Source organism: Catenibacterium sp. UBA627 (genome assembly GCF_002299355.1).
GTDB classification, from domain to species: Bacteria; Bacillota_I; Bacilli_A; order Erysipelotrichales; family Coprobacillaceae; genus Catenibacterium; species Catenibacterium mitsuoka.
In genome coordinates this window covers 1-16,061 of record NZ_DBPF01000113.1, presented here as the reverse complement: position 1 = coordinate 16,061, position 16,061 = coordinate 1, and the positions used below count along the sequence as shown (strand labels likewise).

Genomic DNA, 16,061 nt, shown 5'->3' with positions numbered 1-16,061 from the left:
TCAGTAATGAGATTCTGTTTTTTTACCTTCTGAATTTTTCTATTCCTTTATCTCTTTTTTGTGATATAATGTTGATTGTTCTAAAAAAAAGACAAAAGGAAGAGGGATTTTATGAAAAACAATGAAAAGAGAAGTACTTTCTCAGGAAAACTAGGATTAGTCCTCTCTGCCGCAGGAGCTTCAGTAGGTTTAGGAAATATTTGGCGTTTCCCATATCTTGCAGCAAAATATGGGGGAGGAATCTTCTTATTAATTTATATCATTCTTGCACTCACATTTGGTTATACAATGATTATTGCAGAAACCACAATTGGAAGAATGACTAGAAAGAGTCCTGTAGGGGCTTTTAGAAAATTTGGAAACTCTATAGGGCATAAGTTTGGTGGATGGATCAATGCGATTATCCCTATATTAATCGTACCTTACTACTCTGTTATTGGTGGATGGGTCATTAAATACCTTATAGAATATGTTTTGGGTAATGGTCATGCTTTAGCATCTAGTGACTACTTCTCTACATTTATCTCTAATGGTGTTTCAACAGAATTATGTTTTATTGCCTTTGCTTTACTGACTTTATTTATTGTATTTGCAGGTGTTAAAAATGGTATTGAACGTGTCTCTAAGATCATGATGCCTATCTTAGTTGTGTTATCATGTGTCATTACTGTTTATTCAGTGACTCGCCCAGGTGCACTAGAAGGTGTTAAATACTTCCTTGTACCTAACTTTAAGAATTTCTCATGGATGACAGTTGTGACTGCAATGGGACAGATGTTCTATTCATTATCTATCGCCATGGGTATCTTAATCACTTTTGGTTCTTATACAGAAAAAGAAGTGTCTATTGAAAACTCTACAGAAAACGTAGAAGTATTTGATACAGCTATTGCGATTATGGCTGGATTAATGATTATCCCAGCAGTATTTGCCTTCTCTAATGGGAATATGGATAACCTTAATGCAGGACCATCATTGATGTTCATTACTATTCCTAAAGTATTTGATAGTATGGGACTTGGTACACTTATTGGTATTCTATTCTTCGTATTAGTATTATTTGCAGCACTTACTAGTTCAATTGCCCTAACTGAATGTGCAGTATCTACTTTCCAGGATGAACTTGGATGGAGTAGACATAAATCTGTATGTGTTCTTGGAATTATCATGCTTGCATTAGGTTCATTGTCATCACTTGGTTATGGACCACTAGCCTCTATCCAGATCATTGGTATGCAGTTCTTAGACTTCTTTGATTTCTTAACGAACTCAGTCATGATGCCAATCTCTGCAATATGCATCTGTTTACTTGTATCTAGAGTGATTGGTGTAGACAAGATTGCGGAAGAAATCAAGTCTCACAACAATCCATTCAAACGTGAAAAGATCTTCAATTTCATGATTAAATATGTTTGTCCAATCTTTGCAGCTATTATCTTGTTAAGTTCAGTTGCAAATGCATTTGGAATCATCAAGATGTAAAACAGGCTTCGGCCTGTTTTTTTGTTAGATAGTGCTTTTATGCAGCAACGAACTTGATCATTACTTTTATCGTGACAATAGTTATAATCTTCAAGATAAGATAAAAAAGAAGGATAAAATCCTTCCTAGTCTATATACTTCTTATAGATATCTACAAATTGATCTTCTACTTGTAATAATGCGATTAAGCTCTGATAGAATGATTTATTCCATTGTGTCTTTCCATCTTCAATACACCATACAGTTTCATATCCTGTAAACAAATGAGCAAGAGTCTCATATAGGATGTGTGGATCTGTATGGTTTTTAATTTCATTCTTTTCCTGAGACTTCTTTATAATCATCACACAAAGGTCTGTTAAGGAATTTCTCATATCAAAACTATGCTTATTTTCGTTTAAATTTGCGATAAGCATATGAGAGAATAAATCACTTCCAAATCTCTTTGTTTCTTGAATTAATGCATTGAAAATCATTAATAGTTGTTCGAAATGACTATCTGCCTGTAAAAGGTGGTATGTATCACCTAAAATATTTGAAATAGTCTGATCATAGAGATTGAGAATCAAATCATCCTTAGAATTAACATATTTGTAGAATGTAGGTTTTGTGATATCACAATGTTCGCATATTTGATTGACAGTTACATTATTGAATCCTTTTTTGAGAAAGAGGTCTAATGCGACTTCTGTAATTGTTTCTTTGTTTACTGATTTCATATAATCACCTTTCTTAACTATAGTAACATAGATTTAATTAAAAGTCTTTATGAAAGCGTTGACATATCATTTATTTAAGTATAAACTTTACTTAGGTAAAGATAAACATAACAGAAGTAAATAAGGAGGATATGTTATGACAACGAGTTTGTTTGATAAGACGTCTATTGGAACAATGAAACTAAAGAACAGAATCTTTATGTCTCCAATGGGTACAACAGGTGAAGCGGATGGTGCTTACAATATCGATGCAATTAATTATTTCATGGAACGTGCTAAAGGTGGTACAGGACTTATTATTACTGGTGCGAACGTTGTTTCTACTAAATATGAACCACGTCCTTGTACTGAATTATCTGATTTCCATCATGTCGAAAGATTAAATATGTTAGTAGACAGATGTCATCATTATGGAGCCAAGGTATGTGTGCAGTTATCTCCAGGATTAGGTAGACAACAGTTCACAGATCCTTTTACACCACCATACAGTGCAGGTAGTGTTGGATCATTCTGGTTCCCAGATTTAATCTGTAAACCATTTACTAAGGATGACATTCATTATTTAGTAGAAAAAGTAGGTTATTCAGCCTCTCTTGCAGTGAATGCAGGCGCAGATGCGGTTGAATTACATGCATACGGAGGATATTTGTTAGATCAGTTCCATTCAGTACAGTGGAATAACCGTACTGATGAATATGGGGGAAGTCTAGAAAATAGAATGCGTTTTACATTAGAATGCATAGAAGCAATTAAGAAGAATGTTCCTCAGGGATTCCCAGTTCTTGTAAAGTTTACGCCAGTTCATCGTGTTGAAGGTTTTAGAACAATTGATGAAGGTATTGAAATGGCAAAGATTTTTGAAAAGGCAGGTGTTGATGCTTTACATGTAGATACTGGTTGCTATGAGGAGTGGTATCAAGCGATTACTACTGTTTATAGTAAAGAAGGATTCAAGTTAGATGTTCAAAAGGCAATTAAAGAAGTAGTTAATGTTCCAGTGCTTGGTGATGGCAAATTATTGAATCCTGCTGTTGCAAAAAAGGCAGTAGAAGATGGGATTCTTGATTATATTGGTTTAGGTCACCAGATGCTTGCCGATCCATATTGGGTAAAGAAAGTTAAGACAGGACATACAGAAGACATCACACCATGTGTAGGCTGTAATGAGTGCTTATTAGCTGGTTTCTCTGGTAAACATTACTATTGCGCAGTCAATCCACTATGCTATGCTGAAAAGGAATATGCACTTCCTAAGGCTGATGGTACAGTAAGAAAAGTATTAGTTATCGGTGGTGGTCCAGCAGGTATGGAAGCAGCAATCACTGCAAGAAGAAGAGGCTTTGAAGTAGACCTTTATGAAAAGGAAAATCGTTTAGGCGGTACTTTATGGCCCGCAGGAGGACCTGATTTTAAACATGATGTATTAAATCTAATTAAGTATTTAGAAACACAGTGTTATAAATTAGGTGTTAATATTCACCTTAACACTGAAATAACAAAAGATAACCTTAAACAAAAAGATTATGACAAGGTTATTCTTGCAGCAGGTTCTAGACCAGTCACTCCACCTATTGAAGGTATTGAACATACTATTCTAGCAAGTGATTATTTAACACATAAAGCTGAAGTAGGGAAGAATGTTGTTGTAATCGGTGGTGGTCTTGCAGGTACTGAATCAGCATGCGATATTGCTGCTCGTGCAGACCATGTAACCTTATTAGAAATGATGCCTGATATTCTTTATACAGCACAGCATTGTTTAAACAATGATCAGCATTTGAGAAGATTAGTTAAAGATAGAAATGTAGAAACCGTTGGAAATGCGAAAGTCATTGCAATTTCAAATAATAGCGTAACTTATGAAAAGGATGGTCAGACTTATGTTATTGCATGTGATACAATCATCAATGCAGTAGGATTTAGACCAAACAATGAATTAGAAAACCTTCTAGAAGATATGTATGAAGAAGTCTGCGTTGTGGGAGATGCTGTATCTCCAAGAAAGATTATGACAGCTATTCATGAAGGTTATCATGCAATAAGAGTTATGGAATAATGAAAATAGCACTCAGATCGAGTGCTATTTTATATTCTGACTTATGAATTTTCTATTAGTTCTGCTGGAAGAATACTTCTTCATCAATCATTGGATAACATGTCAAATCTTTATTATCAAGATCTGTCTTATGCATATCCACCGCTTTAATAGTATGTCCATGATAAGTTGAATAGTAGTAAATACCTTTGTTTAAATTACAACAAGATGTATAAATAGTATATTCATACTTACCTTCAGATACTTCACATAGTCCTTTCTGCTGTTCTACTGAACCAAGAATATGGAAGAACTGACTCACATTCTCTTTTTCATTTAATCCTTTAGTGACATTCATATTAGTAAATGCGACACGGACAAAACGTGATGCTGAAGATAAATCACCAGGTAATCCTAAAGCACCCATACCTCTACTATAAGTAGATAAGTTTACATTTTGAGAGAATGTATTCTCAGGCTGTTTAGTAGAAAGATACATATAATTATTTAAATTAAACATCTGTTTATCAAAAGGTGGGTTATTAGTCAGTACACCTACAGGATTATCATAAATATGTATCCCATCCTTCATTACTTCTACAGTAATAGTTTTATTTGAATCACTGATCATATAATGAAGTGAAGCAGGTGGGAATGATGCACTAAAAGGTGTATCACATAAATTCATTTCATTAATAAGCTTTATTGCTTCATCAACAGTTTCACACTGACATAAGATCCAAGGAATAAATTCAAAGGAACAAACATTTGTCTTTCCTTTTACAACAGGATTAAAATAAGCATTTCCTACAAAGTTAAGTCCAGCCATACCTAATCCTTTTTCATTCATTGCATCATAATATAATGGATACCCATCGCTGACATGAGCCATTCCAATGATGGCATATTTGTAAGATGGTTCATCTGTATGTCTAAAACCATACTCAAAATTTCTAGGTGTTACAACAATCTGTTCACCATAAGAAAACTCGTAATCAAGATTTCTTCCAAAATAACAATCCTTATCTTTAAAACATGCAGCAGTACACATATTCACTGCCCCCTTTCAACTGAATTCTAACATAAATATATAGGTATGTTAAGTCCATAGTTTGACATAATTCACATATAGTTTCTAAAGAATATTCTATGTCTCTTATATGTCACTAATGTGAACTGTTTGACAAAACATTATATCAACATATAATAAAATCAAGAGGTGAACTTATGGTACAAGTCGATTTAATTACAGGTTTTTTAGGATCAGGTAAAACAACATTTATTAAGAAGTATGCGAAATATTTAATTAATCAAGGACTGCATATCGCAATTTTAGAAAATGATTTTGGTGCGATTAATGTAGATATGATGGTATTAGAAGAAGAATTAGGTGACCAATGTGAACTAGAAATGGTTGTTGGTGGAGGAGATTTAGACTGTCATAGACGTCGTTTTAAGACAAAACTCATTTCTATGGGTATGAGAGGTTTTGATAGAATATTAGTAGAACCATCAGGTATTTATGATGTCGATGAGTTCTTTGATGTACTTCATGAAGAACCATTAGATAAATGGTATGAGATTGGTAATGTGATTGCTTTAGTGAATTCTAAGCTCGAAAATAGTCTCTCTAAGCAATCAGATTACTTACTAGGCTGTCAGGTTGCAGATGCTGGTAAAATCATTCTCAGTCGCTCTAGTGAAGCCACAGAAGAAGAAATCAATAACACAATCACACACTTAAATAACACAATGGCTCTTATTAAATGTAAAAGAAGATTTAATAAAGAAGACTGTCTTAATTTAGAAACGCTCAATAATCAAGACTTTGATTCTATTCTTCATTCTGGTTATGAATTAGAAGGCTTTATTAAGATGTTCTTTAAGAAAGAAGAAGCGTTCTCTACTATGTTCTTTATGAACCAGCCTATTACTCAAGAAGAACTAACAAAAGCCACTCATTCTATCTTTAATGATCCTCTATGTGGTAAGGTATTTAGAATCAAAGGCTTTATTCCTGAAGATAATCAATGGATAGAACTTAATGCAACAAAAGACCAGATTACTACTGAAACAATTGCGAAAGGGCAGGAAATCATTATTGTCATTGGTGAATCATTAAATAAAGAAAAGATAGAAGAATACATAAAAAAACAGCATAGCTGGCCATTGATGAAGTGATATTTGTAGAATATGGTGGGAATCACATATCTTCATCACCTGAATATATTGATACAAGGTAATGATTAAACCAATTCTATATAAAGAATAAATAAAAAAGGTCAGCTTTTAGAAGGGAATGGGCGCTGACCTCGAAGGGTAGAAAAGAGTGGGAAATCTCTTTCCAACATTATTATATGAACTTTTTAAAAAGATTTCTTTATACAAATTGTCGTATTTGCTTAGAAAAGGAGTAATATGCATTGTGAACTACCCATCACCTAAAGGTAATGGGCTTTAGAGAGCCTAACGGCTCTTTTTAAGAAGTTTGATATTTAAGTTTCCACCTATTGCTAGGCAATCCTTATTCTTACAGGCGTGTCCACCTCGCCTCTACTGTATAGCTCCACAAGGGACACAACATTACTTTTACGCAAAATATTTAATGCACCATTTACATCAGCATTAAGACATTTACCATTTAAACATTGATACATACCTCTATGTATTCGCTTTCCACTAAATGTATAGCTTTGCGGGTTGTCGTTATTGTAAATAGGAATATCATCCTTATCCCAAAATGATGCTTTTGAAGTATAGCTTTCTTCCTGCTTTACAAAGACAATGCCATTAATCTCACAAAGGTACTCTAGCTTAAAACGAAGTTGTCCATAAGGTATATTTACAAATGTCTGATTATTGGCTTGACCAATATTACTGTTCTTCTGGAAAGTTTCATTATAGCCAACTACAAGTGTTCCAATATCATTATTGATGCAATAATCTATGATTGTGCGAGCAGTCTTGTTCATATAATCATTAATCTTATTATTCCTGTTGCGAGTATTGGCTTTTTGTTTATTGGTAGGTCTTTTCCCAATATTTTGTTTATCTTTTACAGACTGTAAATGTGCATTTTTCTTATTGTACCACTGATTTATGGATTTAAGTCGCTTACCATCAATGATGAATGTCTTGCCATTACTTGATACCGCTGTTACAAGATTATTAATACCAAGGTCAATTGCCAGTGCATTATTGATATTTAAGTTTCTTTGAATACATTCAGCTTCGTAAGTATATTGAATTTCAAAGAACCTAGCGTTTGCTTTCGGTATGATACGGATTTCCTTAACTTTCTTATCAAGTAATATAGGTGGGATGGTAATCTCTACACATTTATGTGTTTTCTTGTAAGCATTTGAATATGGTAAAATCAGTTTATTACCATTAAGTCTTACAAAACCTATGACAAGCGTAGTATATCCATCTTTTGGAAGATAGTTTGGCAAACGACAATCCTTAAAAGCATACTTGCCTTTTTTAGCAAGCTTAAGTAGTCCAAAGAATGATTTGAAACTGCCATCGACCTCTTTAAGTATCTGTTGAGCCATATTTGAATTCAGCATCTTGTAACTGTTAGATGTCTTTAATAGAGCATAGTTCTTTTCATAATTAAGGTATTCGCCCTCGTTAAAGTAATACTGTCTTACATTATAGATTGCTTGATTAGTGAGATTCTTTGCTATATGGCAAAGATGCTTAATATTTTTGTAATCTTCTTTTGAAAGATGTTTTACTTGTTGCTTTACTGTAAGATACATAGCATTTTTCCTTTCTAAAGATTTAGAGAGATGTTCTCCATGTACCTATTATATCGCATATTCTAATGTAATATCATCATTTCAGTAAAATATATAATTTCTTGTCGCTTATATCCCATCACCTAAAGGTAATGGGTTTTACGCTCATCTTCTATAAAAAGGTCAAAGGTATTTTATCCTCTAATAATGGGATGAACCTCTATAGAGGATGCTTGAGAACTCTTAGATGAAAACCCTGTATGATTGGTATGGGGTCTATAACAGATCCTTATATTCCCTTAGAGAATTAACTATTATATACACAAGACCTCTGGAATTATACTTAGGGCATGATAGTTCATCGAAGTTCAGATATTGAATAATCTTTTTATATTAATTTTCAGTAATATGCTTGATTTTAGATGAAAGTTTTATTATTGCAGTGTTCTTATTGGCTAGGATAAGCATCTCGGTCGTCAAACTTCGATGCTTATCCTTTTTTTTCTTTCTATAGATTTATTGATCTTAAAAACATGGTAAATGATTTATGAAATAAATAAAGTTAACTCCAAGCCTATTTAGTTACTCTTTTTTAGATGATAATCTGATAAATAACATTAATAACCCCTGAAAGAATCATTACAAATATTGGATTAGATTTCTTATACCAGAGCATAAATACACAAAATAGAAATATAATCAATTGATGAATACGGAAGTTATTTAATATAATTGTTGCTTCACTACCAAATAATGCAGAAATCATTATGGTAACACCAGCGGTTGCAATCAATGCAACGACGGCTGGTCTCAAGTGATTTAGAATATTCTGCAAGAAACGCAGATGACGATATTTAAGATAAAAATATGCAATACTAGTTACTAGTATACAAGAAGGGAGAATGCATCCTAAAGTCGCGGCAATAGCACCAGGAATACCAGCAATCTTAGTTCCTACAAATGTAGCTGAATTAATTGCGATAGGACCAGGTGTCATTTGTGATATAGTGATTAAATCTGTAAATTCTTTAAAATCCAGCCAATGATGTAAATTGACAATCTGACTTTGAATCAAAGGCATAGCAGCATAACCACCACCAAAGCTAAAAGCGCCAATCTGCAGAAAACTTAAAAATAACTGTATATAGATCATTGCTGGAGTCTCCTTTCATATAAAGAATAAATAATACCTATCACAATACATGTCAAAATAATCAATACAACATTTACCTTAAAGAAGTAATTCGCAATAAAAGAACCGAACATAATCAAATAATAACTTCTTTTCTTTTCCTTAAAGATACCTAATGCCATTTCTACAACAACAACCCCAATCACTGCACCTACACCTGACTGCATCCCATCAAGTATATAATGAACAATTAAATTCTCTTTAAAAATAGAATAAAACAAAGATACAACAGAGATAATAATAAATGGAGGAAGAATAGTCGCAATAACGCTAACTATAATACCTAAAATACCAGCAATCTTATATCCCACTACAATAGCTCCATTGACGGCAATAGCACCAGGTGCTGATTGGGCAATGGCTACTAAGTCCAGCATTTCATCTCGATTGATCCAATGATACTCATCTACAAACTTTTTCTGCATTAATGTGACAATGACATAGCCACCGCCGAAAGTAAAAGTACTGAGATAGACCATTGAAAAAAATAATTTCCAAAGTTTTTTGATCATCTCTATTTACCCCTTATCTTGTCCAGTCAAAATAACTCTTAATAATTTGAGCACATTCCTCTAAATCAAGTTTACAATCTGATGCCGCTTCGATTAATATTTCTGCACACTTCTCTCTAGATAATAAATCACTATCTAAACATATATCATAGCTTTGTTTTTCACCCCATAAATGATGAGAAATGGCATCATGATAAACCTTACGCTTATGATCTTCACGATGAATAAAATTGACTAATTCATCATGTTCTAATCCTTCTAAATCATATGTTTTATCCGCAATTGCACGAGGGATGCGATGTTCCATTGAAGTATTATATAAAAGTACCTTTAAACAATCTGCATGTCCTTCAAGTACATCACCTGCAGCTCTTTCATGAATAATACATGGACCATTCTCTACAGCTTTTAGAATGGCTTTAGATAAAGCCTGATGAACCTTTTTAATTTCATCACTTGCCTTTACTTCTTCTAAAGACATATCCGCAATTCTATTATCAAAATCCTTTAAATAATCTTCAGTTAACCACTCTTCATCAGCTAGTTTTACAAGATCCTTACCTTCATATAATTTCATTCCTAACTTTTTACCTACAATAACAGAAATCCATCTACCCATACTACAATATTCACTATCCATTAAAATATATTTCTTCATACTAGTAATCCTCCTCTAAGATTTGTCCATTTGTTTCAATAACCTTCTTATACCAATAAAAAGAATCTTTTTTATATCTCTTCATAGAGCCATTTCCTGAATCATCTACGTCTACATAAATAAAACCATATCTCTTTTTCATTTCACCAGTAGATGCCGCAATTAAGTCAATAGGCCCCCACATTGTATAACCCATCACTGGAATACCATCTAATTCAATTGCTTTAGATAATTCCTTTAAATGCGCTTTTAAATACTCAATACGATATGTATCATGAACCTTATTATCTTCTAACTGGTCTATAGCTCCTAAACCATTCTCTACAATCATCAAAGGCAACTGATAACGATCATATAAATAATTTAATGCATATCTTAACCCCTGGGGATCAATAGTCCACCCCCAATCACTCTTAGGTAAGAATGTATTCTTATAACCTGTATCTAAACCATTCATACCTTTAAGAATACCTTTCGTCTTTTTACCAGTCACATGAGTACAATAATAGCTAAGTGATAAGAAATCTACTTTACCTTCTTTAAGTATTTCTAAATCTCCTTCTTGAATAGGTAAGGTAATATGTAGTCTCTCTAGTTCTTTTAATTTATATTGAGGATAATATCCACGACACTGTACATCACAATAGAACATCATACTATGCATAAAATTCATCGTTCCAATCACATCATCAGGATTAGCACTATATGCATAAGAGAAATGTCCACAATACATCATTCCTACCTTATTATCAGGATTAATTTTATGAGCAATCTTTACAACTTTTGCGCTTGCAATAAATTGATGATATGCTGCAGTCATTCTTACTCTCTCATCATCACTATTAATACCAGCTGCAACCCAAGGCTGAGTAGACATACAATTGATTTCGTTAAACGTAAGCCAATATTTTATTCTATTATTGTATCTTTTTAGTAAAACTAGCGCAAAACGCACATAACAATCCACTACAGCTCTATTTTCCCATGAACCATACTTTTGAAGTCCTAAAGGTGTTTCAAAATGAGAAATAGTTACAAGAGGTATAATATGATACTTCTCTAATTCATCTAGTATTGCATCATAGAATTTAAGTCCTTCTTCATTGGGTGTTAATTCATCCCCGTTAGGGAAAATACGTGTCCAGTTAATAGACATACGATAAACCTTGAATCCCATTTCTGCAAATAATGCGATATCTTCTTTATAATGATGATAAAAATCAATCGCATTATGACTAGGATAATACTCATTCTCTTCAACACTTTTTGTAATACGTCTTTTCTTTTCATGAGACCCTAAAGTCATCACATCTGCGGTACTTAATCCTTTACCATTCTCTAAATAAGCACCTTCTATCTGGTTAGCTGCCGTTGCACCACCCCAGAGAAAATCTTTTGGAAACATCTTCATCACCTTTCTTTCTACAACTAAGATTATAAATAAAAAAAGAAGTCGCTCAATTAATGAACGGCTTCTTTCAATAGCGTTGCGAAAAGATGTGTGTTTCTAATAATATCCAAGCAACAATGTTGCTTACTTAATGTTAGGATTCTTGGATGTTCTAAATAAATCAAATCCCTGTGAACTAGATCTTCTTCTTTCAAAATGCTTTAAATAATCAGTATTAAAAATACTCACATATAATATATCTAGAATCAACATCGTAGATATATTCATCGCAAAATCACCTAGATTATCTTTCAGTTTTTCTCTTGTAGAAACATGCAAAACATAATCTGCATATTGAGACAATGTATTATCTCCATAAGATGTAATTGCGAGAAGAGGAATATGTCTCTCTTTAAGCTTCTTAACACCTCTTAATTCTGTTTCTATTTCTCCAGAGTAAGAGAGAATAATAAATGAACAATTAAGAGAACAATAAGAAGCACGATAATAGAGTTCATTCATCTTTGTTTCAAGAACCACATTCTTTCCAATCTTCAACATCTTATCTTTAAAAGTCTGGGCTACGTCACCTTGTACGCCTGCAGAATATACATAAATAATATCACTTCTATTTAAACAATTAATCGCATTCTGCAGATCATCATGACCAATTAGCTTTAATGTATCATCTACAATTTCATGATATAGCTGTCCAATCTTATTTGCGATTACAGTGTTTTTATCTTGATCATCAAAAGGGTGATTAGGATCAAGATCCTGGAAATGAGATTCTGTATATTCAATTTCTTTTAAATATTCTTCAAGAAAATCAGTATATCCATGAAATCCTAATTTCTGACAAAAACGAGTAATCATAGAAGGGTTGATAAACAATTGAGATGCGATAGAACGACTGCTTTGTTTACGAAGTAAAGTCTTTTTATCTAAGAAATAATCCGCAATTCTCTCTTCTCCATTTGTCATATTCTTTTTCTCTTTTAAGATATCTTCAATCATTTGATCAACACCTTTCATTTACTGGATTGTATTGACTTTCTTTAGTATACGCTCTGCATCCTGTCCTGTCGCAATTATAGGCTGATAGTTATTACGATACTTAACAGAAGAAATCATACATGGAATAATCTTATGTTCCATACTCGTAATCTTCTTATTAGTAAAATGGAATGTTTGCTGGTAGATCATAGAATCCTTATCACTTGGATTTCTATTGCCACCAAAACAGAAGTTACTTAAACTATAAACAATAGGGGAATCCTTATATGTTTCAATCCCTTCTAATACATGAGGATGACTACCTACAACCATATTAGCCCCTGCATCAATAGTTGCATGTGCTAAATCTCTTTGTCCCTGAGTAGGACTATAGTTTCTTTCAATACCCCAATGATAATAAACAATCACAAAATCAGTCTTCTTCTTTAATTCAGTAATCGCATTCTTCATCTCATCAGATACAGCATTAGGAAATGCATAACCAAGAAATCCAAACTTGATTCCCTTTACTTCCTTAATATAGCTCTTTGAATATCCAAAATAGCCTACACCATACTCATCTAGAGTTGCTTTAGTATCATCCATCCCTTTCTGATAACGGTCCATAGAATGGTTATTTGCGACTGTCACAGCTTCAACACTACTATTAGTTAAAATCTTTGCATATTCCTTTTTACCTTTAAAAGGGAATGACTTAATCACATGACTCTCTTCATCAGTCAAAGGACCTTCTAAGTTCGCAATAGTTAAATCATCCTGTTCAAAAACACTTTTTACATTCTTTAAGAAATAATCAGGATTATTACCTTGTTTTACATATTCCTGATCAAAAGATCCATCATATGGCTGTCCTGCATAATTTCCTAAAGTTATATCACCTACAAAAGACATAGTAATATCAGTATGAGTGACCTGAGCTGTTTCTTCTGTCTTTTTCTTAGTCTTCTTTGGTGTTTCTTTCTTCTCTTCTTGAGCACAACCAGTACTTAATACAAGGAGTGCACATACAAAACCTTTTAAAAACTTATTCATTTTCATTTCTCCCTTGTACAAATACAAAACAATGATCATTAGATAGCTTTTCATCAAATACAAAATCTAAATCGTTAAAATTCTTTAAGTCCTCTATATTTTCTATCTTTTCTTTAGCCATATAAGAGATCATTGCGCCTCTAGCCATCTTCGCATAGGTTGCCTGCTGCTTGAGTACTCCTTTGATATTTCTTAGAAATTGTATCTCAATACATTGGTCTTCTTCCGTTAAGTAATCAGTAATACATTTTGAATACTCTTTAGAGGCTAGATTAATGATGACATGATCATCCAAAGAGTTATATATTTTACTACCCCAGAATTGATACAAATTAAACGATTTTACGCCCATTTCTAAACGATAGGGTACAATTCCGTCGGTAGGTGTTAAAACTCCATACAGACCTGATAAGATACGTAAATGCTTGTTTAAATACTCTCTTTCACTATCGCTCATAGAAAAGGGATGAAGATACTTAAACGCAATCCCATCATAAGCATGAATTGCACATGTAAGAGGTTTAAACTGACGTTCCTGTAACTCTTCAAAACATTGATGTGTTAATGTTTCGTTGGTCTTCCAAAGCTTTCTTAATTCCTCATAGGACATACTCTTAAGTTTCTCTTCTAATATTTGAGATTCTTTAAGAAAACAAGGTGTAGTAGGAGCAATAGAAGCATCCTCGTCGCTTCTCATCTTCTTAGCAGGACTCATGATAATCTTCATGATAAAGCCTCAAGCATCTCTTTTGGATTATCAGCTGTCTTTACACGCTCCTTGGCTTTGATAATCATTCCTTCTTCATCGATTAAGTATGTTGTTCTTACAACACCCATGCTGACCTTTCCATAATTCTTCTTCTCTTTCCATACGTCATAGTCCATGATTGTCTTCTTTTCTGTATCAGAAAGCAAAGTAAAAGGTAGTTCATATTTCTCTTTGAACTTCTTGTGGCTTGCTACAGAATCTTTACTGATTCCAATGACCACTGCATCCTTTTCTAAAAATTCAGGATACAAATCTCTAAACCCGCATGCCTGTTTAGAACATCCAGGTGTATTATCTCTAGGATAAAAATAGAGAATCACGCGATGTCCTCTATATTCTTCTAAAGTATGCATATTGCCTTCTTCATCTGGTAGATTAAAAGAAGGTGCTTTTGTATTAATCTCTAACATAACAAACCCTCCTTTGTGCATTATACCAAAAATAGAAATAATGTGCCACCTATGCGCAAAAAAACGATTGTAAGCATTAACATTTTATAAACATGTTGACACATTGAAATACAGGTTTTATAATCCAAATGTCATTAAATACAATTAAATATTAAATAGGGGGACAATTATGACATTTTCATTAACTACTCGTCTAATTGCTGAGTTCCTTGGAACTGCAATCATGGTTATGATTGGTAACGGCTCAGTAGCAAACGTGGAATTAAAGGGAACAAAGGGAAACCACAGTGGATGGATCGTCATTGCAATCGGTTATGGTATGGCCGTTATGATTCCAGCTCTTATGATTGGTAAAATTTCTGGTAACCATATCAACCCAGCATTCACTATTGGTCTTGCTGTTGTAGGTGATGTACCATTAGCTGAAGTATTACCTTACATCTTAGTACAGTTCGCTGGTGCTATCGTAGGTCAGTTCATTGTTTATCTTTGCTTCAAGCCTCATTATGACTCAACAGAAAATCCTGAAGCAATCTTAGGTACATTCTCAACTACTGATGCAACAAAAAATAAGTTAAATGGTTTCTTAAACGAATTCTTCGGATCATTCATCTTATTCTTCTGTGCATTATCTATTACTCATTCACCAATTTTTGAACATGGTAATCAGGGTGCTGGTTTCATTGGTGTTGGTTTATTAGTTATGGCATTAGTTGCTTCATTTGGTGGCCCTACAGGTCCAGCTTTAAACCCAGCTCGTGACTTAGGTCCAAGAATCTTACATGCAATCTTACCAATTAAGAACAAGGGAACTTCTCAGTGGGATTATGCATGGGTACCAGTACTTGCTCCAATTTGTGCAAGTATCTGTGCTTGTCTATTATATTTCAACATTTTCTAAGAAGCTATCAATTGATAGCTTTTTTTCTTTATCTCAAAGAATAGGGGAGTAATTAAAAAGGATAAGCATCGATAGTTTGATAACTAAAATACTTATCTTGTCTAATAAGAACCTCTAAAATATAGTCTTTGAAATATGCACAAAAAAACTCAGGAAAGAATCCTGAGTTATATTTATTAATGGCGCAGGTTGAGGGATTCG

General features: G+C 33.3%; 15 protein-coding genes. 4 read left to right on the top strand and 11 right to left on the bottom strand.

Annotation, left to right across the window (positions count from 1 at the left end):
* The first annotated feature begins 111 nt into the window (after positions 1-111).
* The gene (locus B2S90_RS07400) at positions 112-1,482 is read left to right on the top strand and encodes a sodium-dependent transporter (protein ID WP_286696799.1); all 1,371 of its coding nucleotides are present in this window, start codon (positions 112-114) and stop codon (positions 1,480-1,482) included.
* Positions 1,483-1,607: 125 nt separating this feature from the next.
* On the opposite strand, the gene B2S90_RS07395 is transcribed toward B2S90_RS07400, so the two are convergent.
* Positions 1,608-2,201 (bottom strand): TetR/AcrR family transcriptional regulator, encoded by a 594-nt coding sequence (locus B2S90_RS07395; RefSeq protein WP_286696798.1) that lies wholly within the window; start codon positions 2,199-2,201, stop codon positions 1,608-1,610.
* 136 nt (positions 2,202-2,337) lie between these two features.
* On the opposite strand from B2S90_RS07395, the gene B2S90_RS07390 reads away from it, so the two are divergent.
* Positions 2,338-4,257 carry an NAD(P)/FAD-dependent oxidoreductase gene (locus B2S90_RS07390; RefSeq protein WP_278779836.1) on the top strand — a complete coding sequence of 640 codons (1,920 nt, stop codon included), beginning with the start codon at positions 2,338-2,340 and terminating at the stop codon, positions 4,255-4,257.
* A gap of 55 nt (positions 4,258-4,312) precedes the next feature.
* On the opposite strand, the gene bsh is transcribed toward B2S90_RS07390, so the two are convergent.
* Positions 4,313-5,287 carry a choloylglycine hydrolase gene (gene bsh / locus B2S90_RS07385; RefSeq protein ID WP_279147415.1) on the bottom strand — a complete coding sequence of 325 codons (975 nt, stop codon included), beginning with the start codon at positions 5,285-5,287 and terminating at the stop codon, positions 4,313-4,315.
* 176 nt (positions 5,288-5,463) lie between these two features.
* Here bsh and B2S90_RS07380 point away from each other — a divergent pair, with 176 nt between their 5' ends.
* Complete coding sequence (locus B2S90_RS07380) at positions 5,464-6,417, top strand: GTP-binding protein (RefSeq protein WP_055289636.1); 954 nt, start codon at positions 5,464-5,466, stop codon at positions 6,415-6,417.
* 332 nt (positions 6,418-6,749) lie between these two features.
* On the opposite strand, the gene B2S90_RS07375 is transcribed toward B2S90_RS07380, so the two are convergent.
* From B2S90_RS07375 to B2S90_RS07335, 9 genes are all read right to left on the bottom strand, one after another.
* Complete coding sequence (locus B2S90_RS07375; protein WP_055289638.1) at positions 6,750-8,000, bottom strand: RNA-guided endonuclease InsQ/TnpB family protein; 1,251 nt, start codon at positions 7,998-8,000, stop codon at positions 6,750-6,752.
* A 571-nt stretch (positions 8,001-8,571) separates the two neighbouring features.
* Positions 8,572-9,132, bottom strand: a complete 561-nt coding sequence (locus tag B2S90_RS07370) for a chromate transporter (protein WP_278861304.1) — start codon at positions 9,130-9,132, stop codon at positions 8,572-8,574.
* Positions 9,129-9,683 carry a chromate transporter gene (locus B2S90_RS07365; RefSeq protein WP_055289642.1) on the bottom strand — a complete coding sequence of 185 codons (555 nt, stop codon included), beginning with the start codon at positions 9,681-9,683 and terminating at the stop codon, positions 9,129-9,131. Before B2S90_RS07365 ends, B2S90_RS07370 begins: the two co-directional genes overlap by 4 nt.
* A 13-nt stretch (positions 9,684-9,696) precedes the next feature.
* Entirely contained in the window at positions 9,697-10,341 is a 645-nt protein-coding gene (locus B2S90_RS07360; protein WP_055289644.1) for an AAA family ATPase, read from the bottom strand.
* A gap of 1 nt (position 10,342) precedes the next feature.
* Entirely contained in the window at positions 10,343-11,752 is a 1,410-nt protein-coding gene (locus B2S90_RS07355; protein ID WP_278780884.1) for a glycoside hydrolase family 1 protein, read from the bottom strand.
* 123 nt (positions 11,753-11,875) lie between these two features.
* Positions 11,876-12,748, bottom strand: coding sequence for a MurR/RpiR family transcriptional regulator (locus B2S90_RS07350; RefSeq protein ID WP_279067617.1), 873 nt, complete (start codon positions 12,746-12,748; stop codon positions 11,876-11,878).
* An 18-nt stretch (positions 12,749-12,766) separates the two neighbouring features.
* The gene (locus B2S90_RS07345; protein WP_286696797.1) at positions 12,767-13,780 is read right to left on the bottom strand and encodes a CapA family protein; all 1,014 of its coding nucleotides are present in this window, start codon (positions 13,778-13,780) and stop codon (positions 12,767-12,769) included.
* The gene (gene yaaA, locus B2S90_RS07340) at positions 13,773-14,507 is read right to left on the bottom strand and encodes a peroxide stress protein YaaA (protein WP_286696796.1); all 735 of its coding nucleotides are present in this window, start codon (positions 14,505-14,507) and stop codon (positions 13,773-13,775) included. The genes B2S90_RS07345 and yaaA overlap by 8 nt, the downstream gene beginning before the upstream one ends.
* Complete coding sequence (locus tag B2S90_RS07335) at positions 14,504-14,959, bottom strand: peroxiredoxin (RefSeq protein ID WP_147556405.1); 456 nt, start codon at positions 14,957-14,959, stop codon at positions 14,504-14,506. The genes yaaA and B2S90_RS07335 overlap by 4 nt, the downstream gene beginning before the upstream one ends.
* A gap of 169 nt (positions 14,960-15,128) precedes the next feature.
* On the opposite strand from B2S90_RS07335, the gene B2S90_RS07330 reads away from it, so the two are divergent.
* Positions 15,129-15,860, top strand: coding sequence for an MIP/aquaporin family protein (locus B2S90_RS07330; protein WP_278780886.1), 732 nt, complete (start codon positions 15,129-15,131; stop codon positions 15,858-15,860).
* The last annotated feature ends 201 nt before the right edge of the window (positions 15,861-16,061 follow it).

Excerpts from the sequence above, each read along its gene's own strand:
- B2S90_RS07400 (WP_286696799.1), top strand. The coding sequence starts at position 112 with ATGAAAAACAATGAAAAGAGAAGTACTTTCTCAGGAAAACTAGGATTA.
- B2S90_RS07395 (WP_286696798.1), bottom strand. The coding sequence starts at position 2,201 with ATGAAATCAGTAAACAAAGAAACAATTACAGAAGTCGCATTAGACCTC.
- B2S90_RS07390 (WP_278779836.1), top strand. The coding sequence starts at position 2,338 with ATGACAACGAGTTTGTTTGATAAGACGTCTATTGGAACAATGAAACTA.
- bsh (WP_279147415.1), bottom strand. The coding sequence starts at position 5,287 with ATGTGTACTGCTGCATGTTTTAAAGATAAGGATTGTTATTTTGGAAGA.
- B2S90_RS07380 (WP_055289636.1), top strand. The coding sequence starts at position 5,464 with ATGGTACAAGTCGATTTAATTACAGGTTTTTTAGGATCAGGTAAAACA.
- B2S90_RS07375 (WP_055289638.1), bottom strand. The coding sequence starts at position 8,000 with ATGTATCTTACAGTAAAGCAACAAGTAAAACATCTTTCAAAAGAAGAT.
- B2S90_RS07370 (WP_278861304.1), bottom strand. The coding sequence starts at position 9,132 with ATGATCTATATACAGTTATTTTTAAGTTTTCTGCAGATTGGCGCTTTT.
- B2S90_RS07365 (WP_055289642.1), bottom strand. The coding sequence starts at position 9,683 with ATGATCAAAAAACTTTGGAAATTATTTTTTTCAATGGTCTATCTCAGT.
- B2S90_RS07360 (WP_055289644.1), bottom strand. The coding sequence starts at position 10,341 with ATGAAGAAATATATTTTAATGGATAGTGAATATTGTAGTATGGGTAGA.
- B2S90_RS07355 (WP_278780884.1), bottom strand. The coding sequence starts at position 11,752 with ATGAAGATGTTTCCAAAAGATTTTCTCTGGGGTGGTGCAACGGCAGCT.
- B2S90_RS07350 (WP_279067617.1), bottom strand. The coding sequence starts at position 12,748 with ATGATTGAAGATATCTTAAAAGAGAAAAAGAATATGACAAATGGAGAA.
- B2S90_RS07345 (WP_286696797.1), bottom strand. The coding sequence starts at position 13,780 with ATGAATAAGTTTTTAAAAGGTTTTGTATGTGCACTCCTTGTATTAAGT.
- yaaA (WP_286696796.1), bottom strand. The coding sequence starts at position 14,507 with ATGAAGATTATCATGAGTCCTGCTAAGAAGATGAGAAGCGACGAGGAT.
- B2S90_RS07335 (WP_147556405.1), bottom strand. The coding sequence starts at position 14,959 with ATGTTAGAGATTAATACAAAAGCACCTTCTTTTAATCTACCAGATGAA.
- B2S90_RS07330 (WP_278780886.1), top strand. The coding sequence starts at position 15,129 with ATGACATTTTCATTAACTACTCGTCTAATTGCTGAGTTCCTTGGAACT.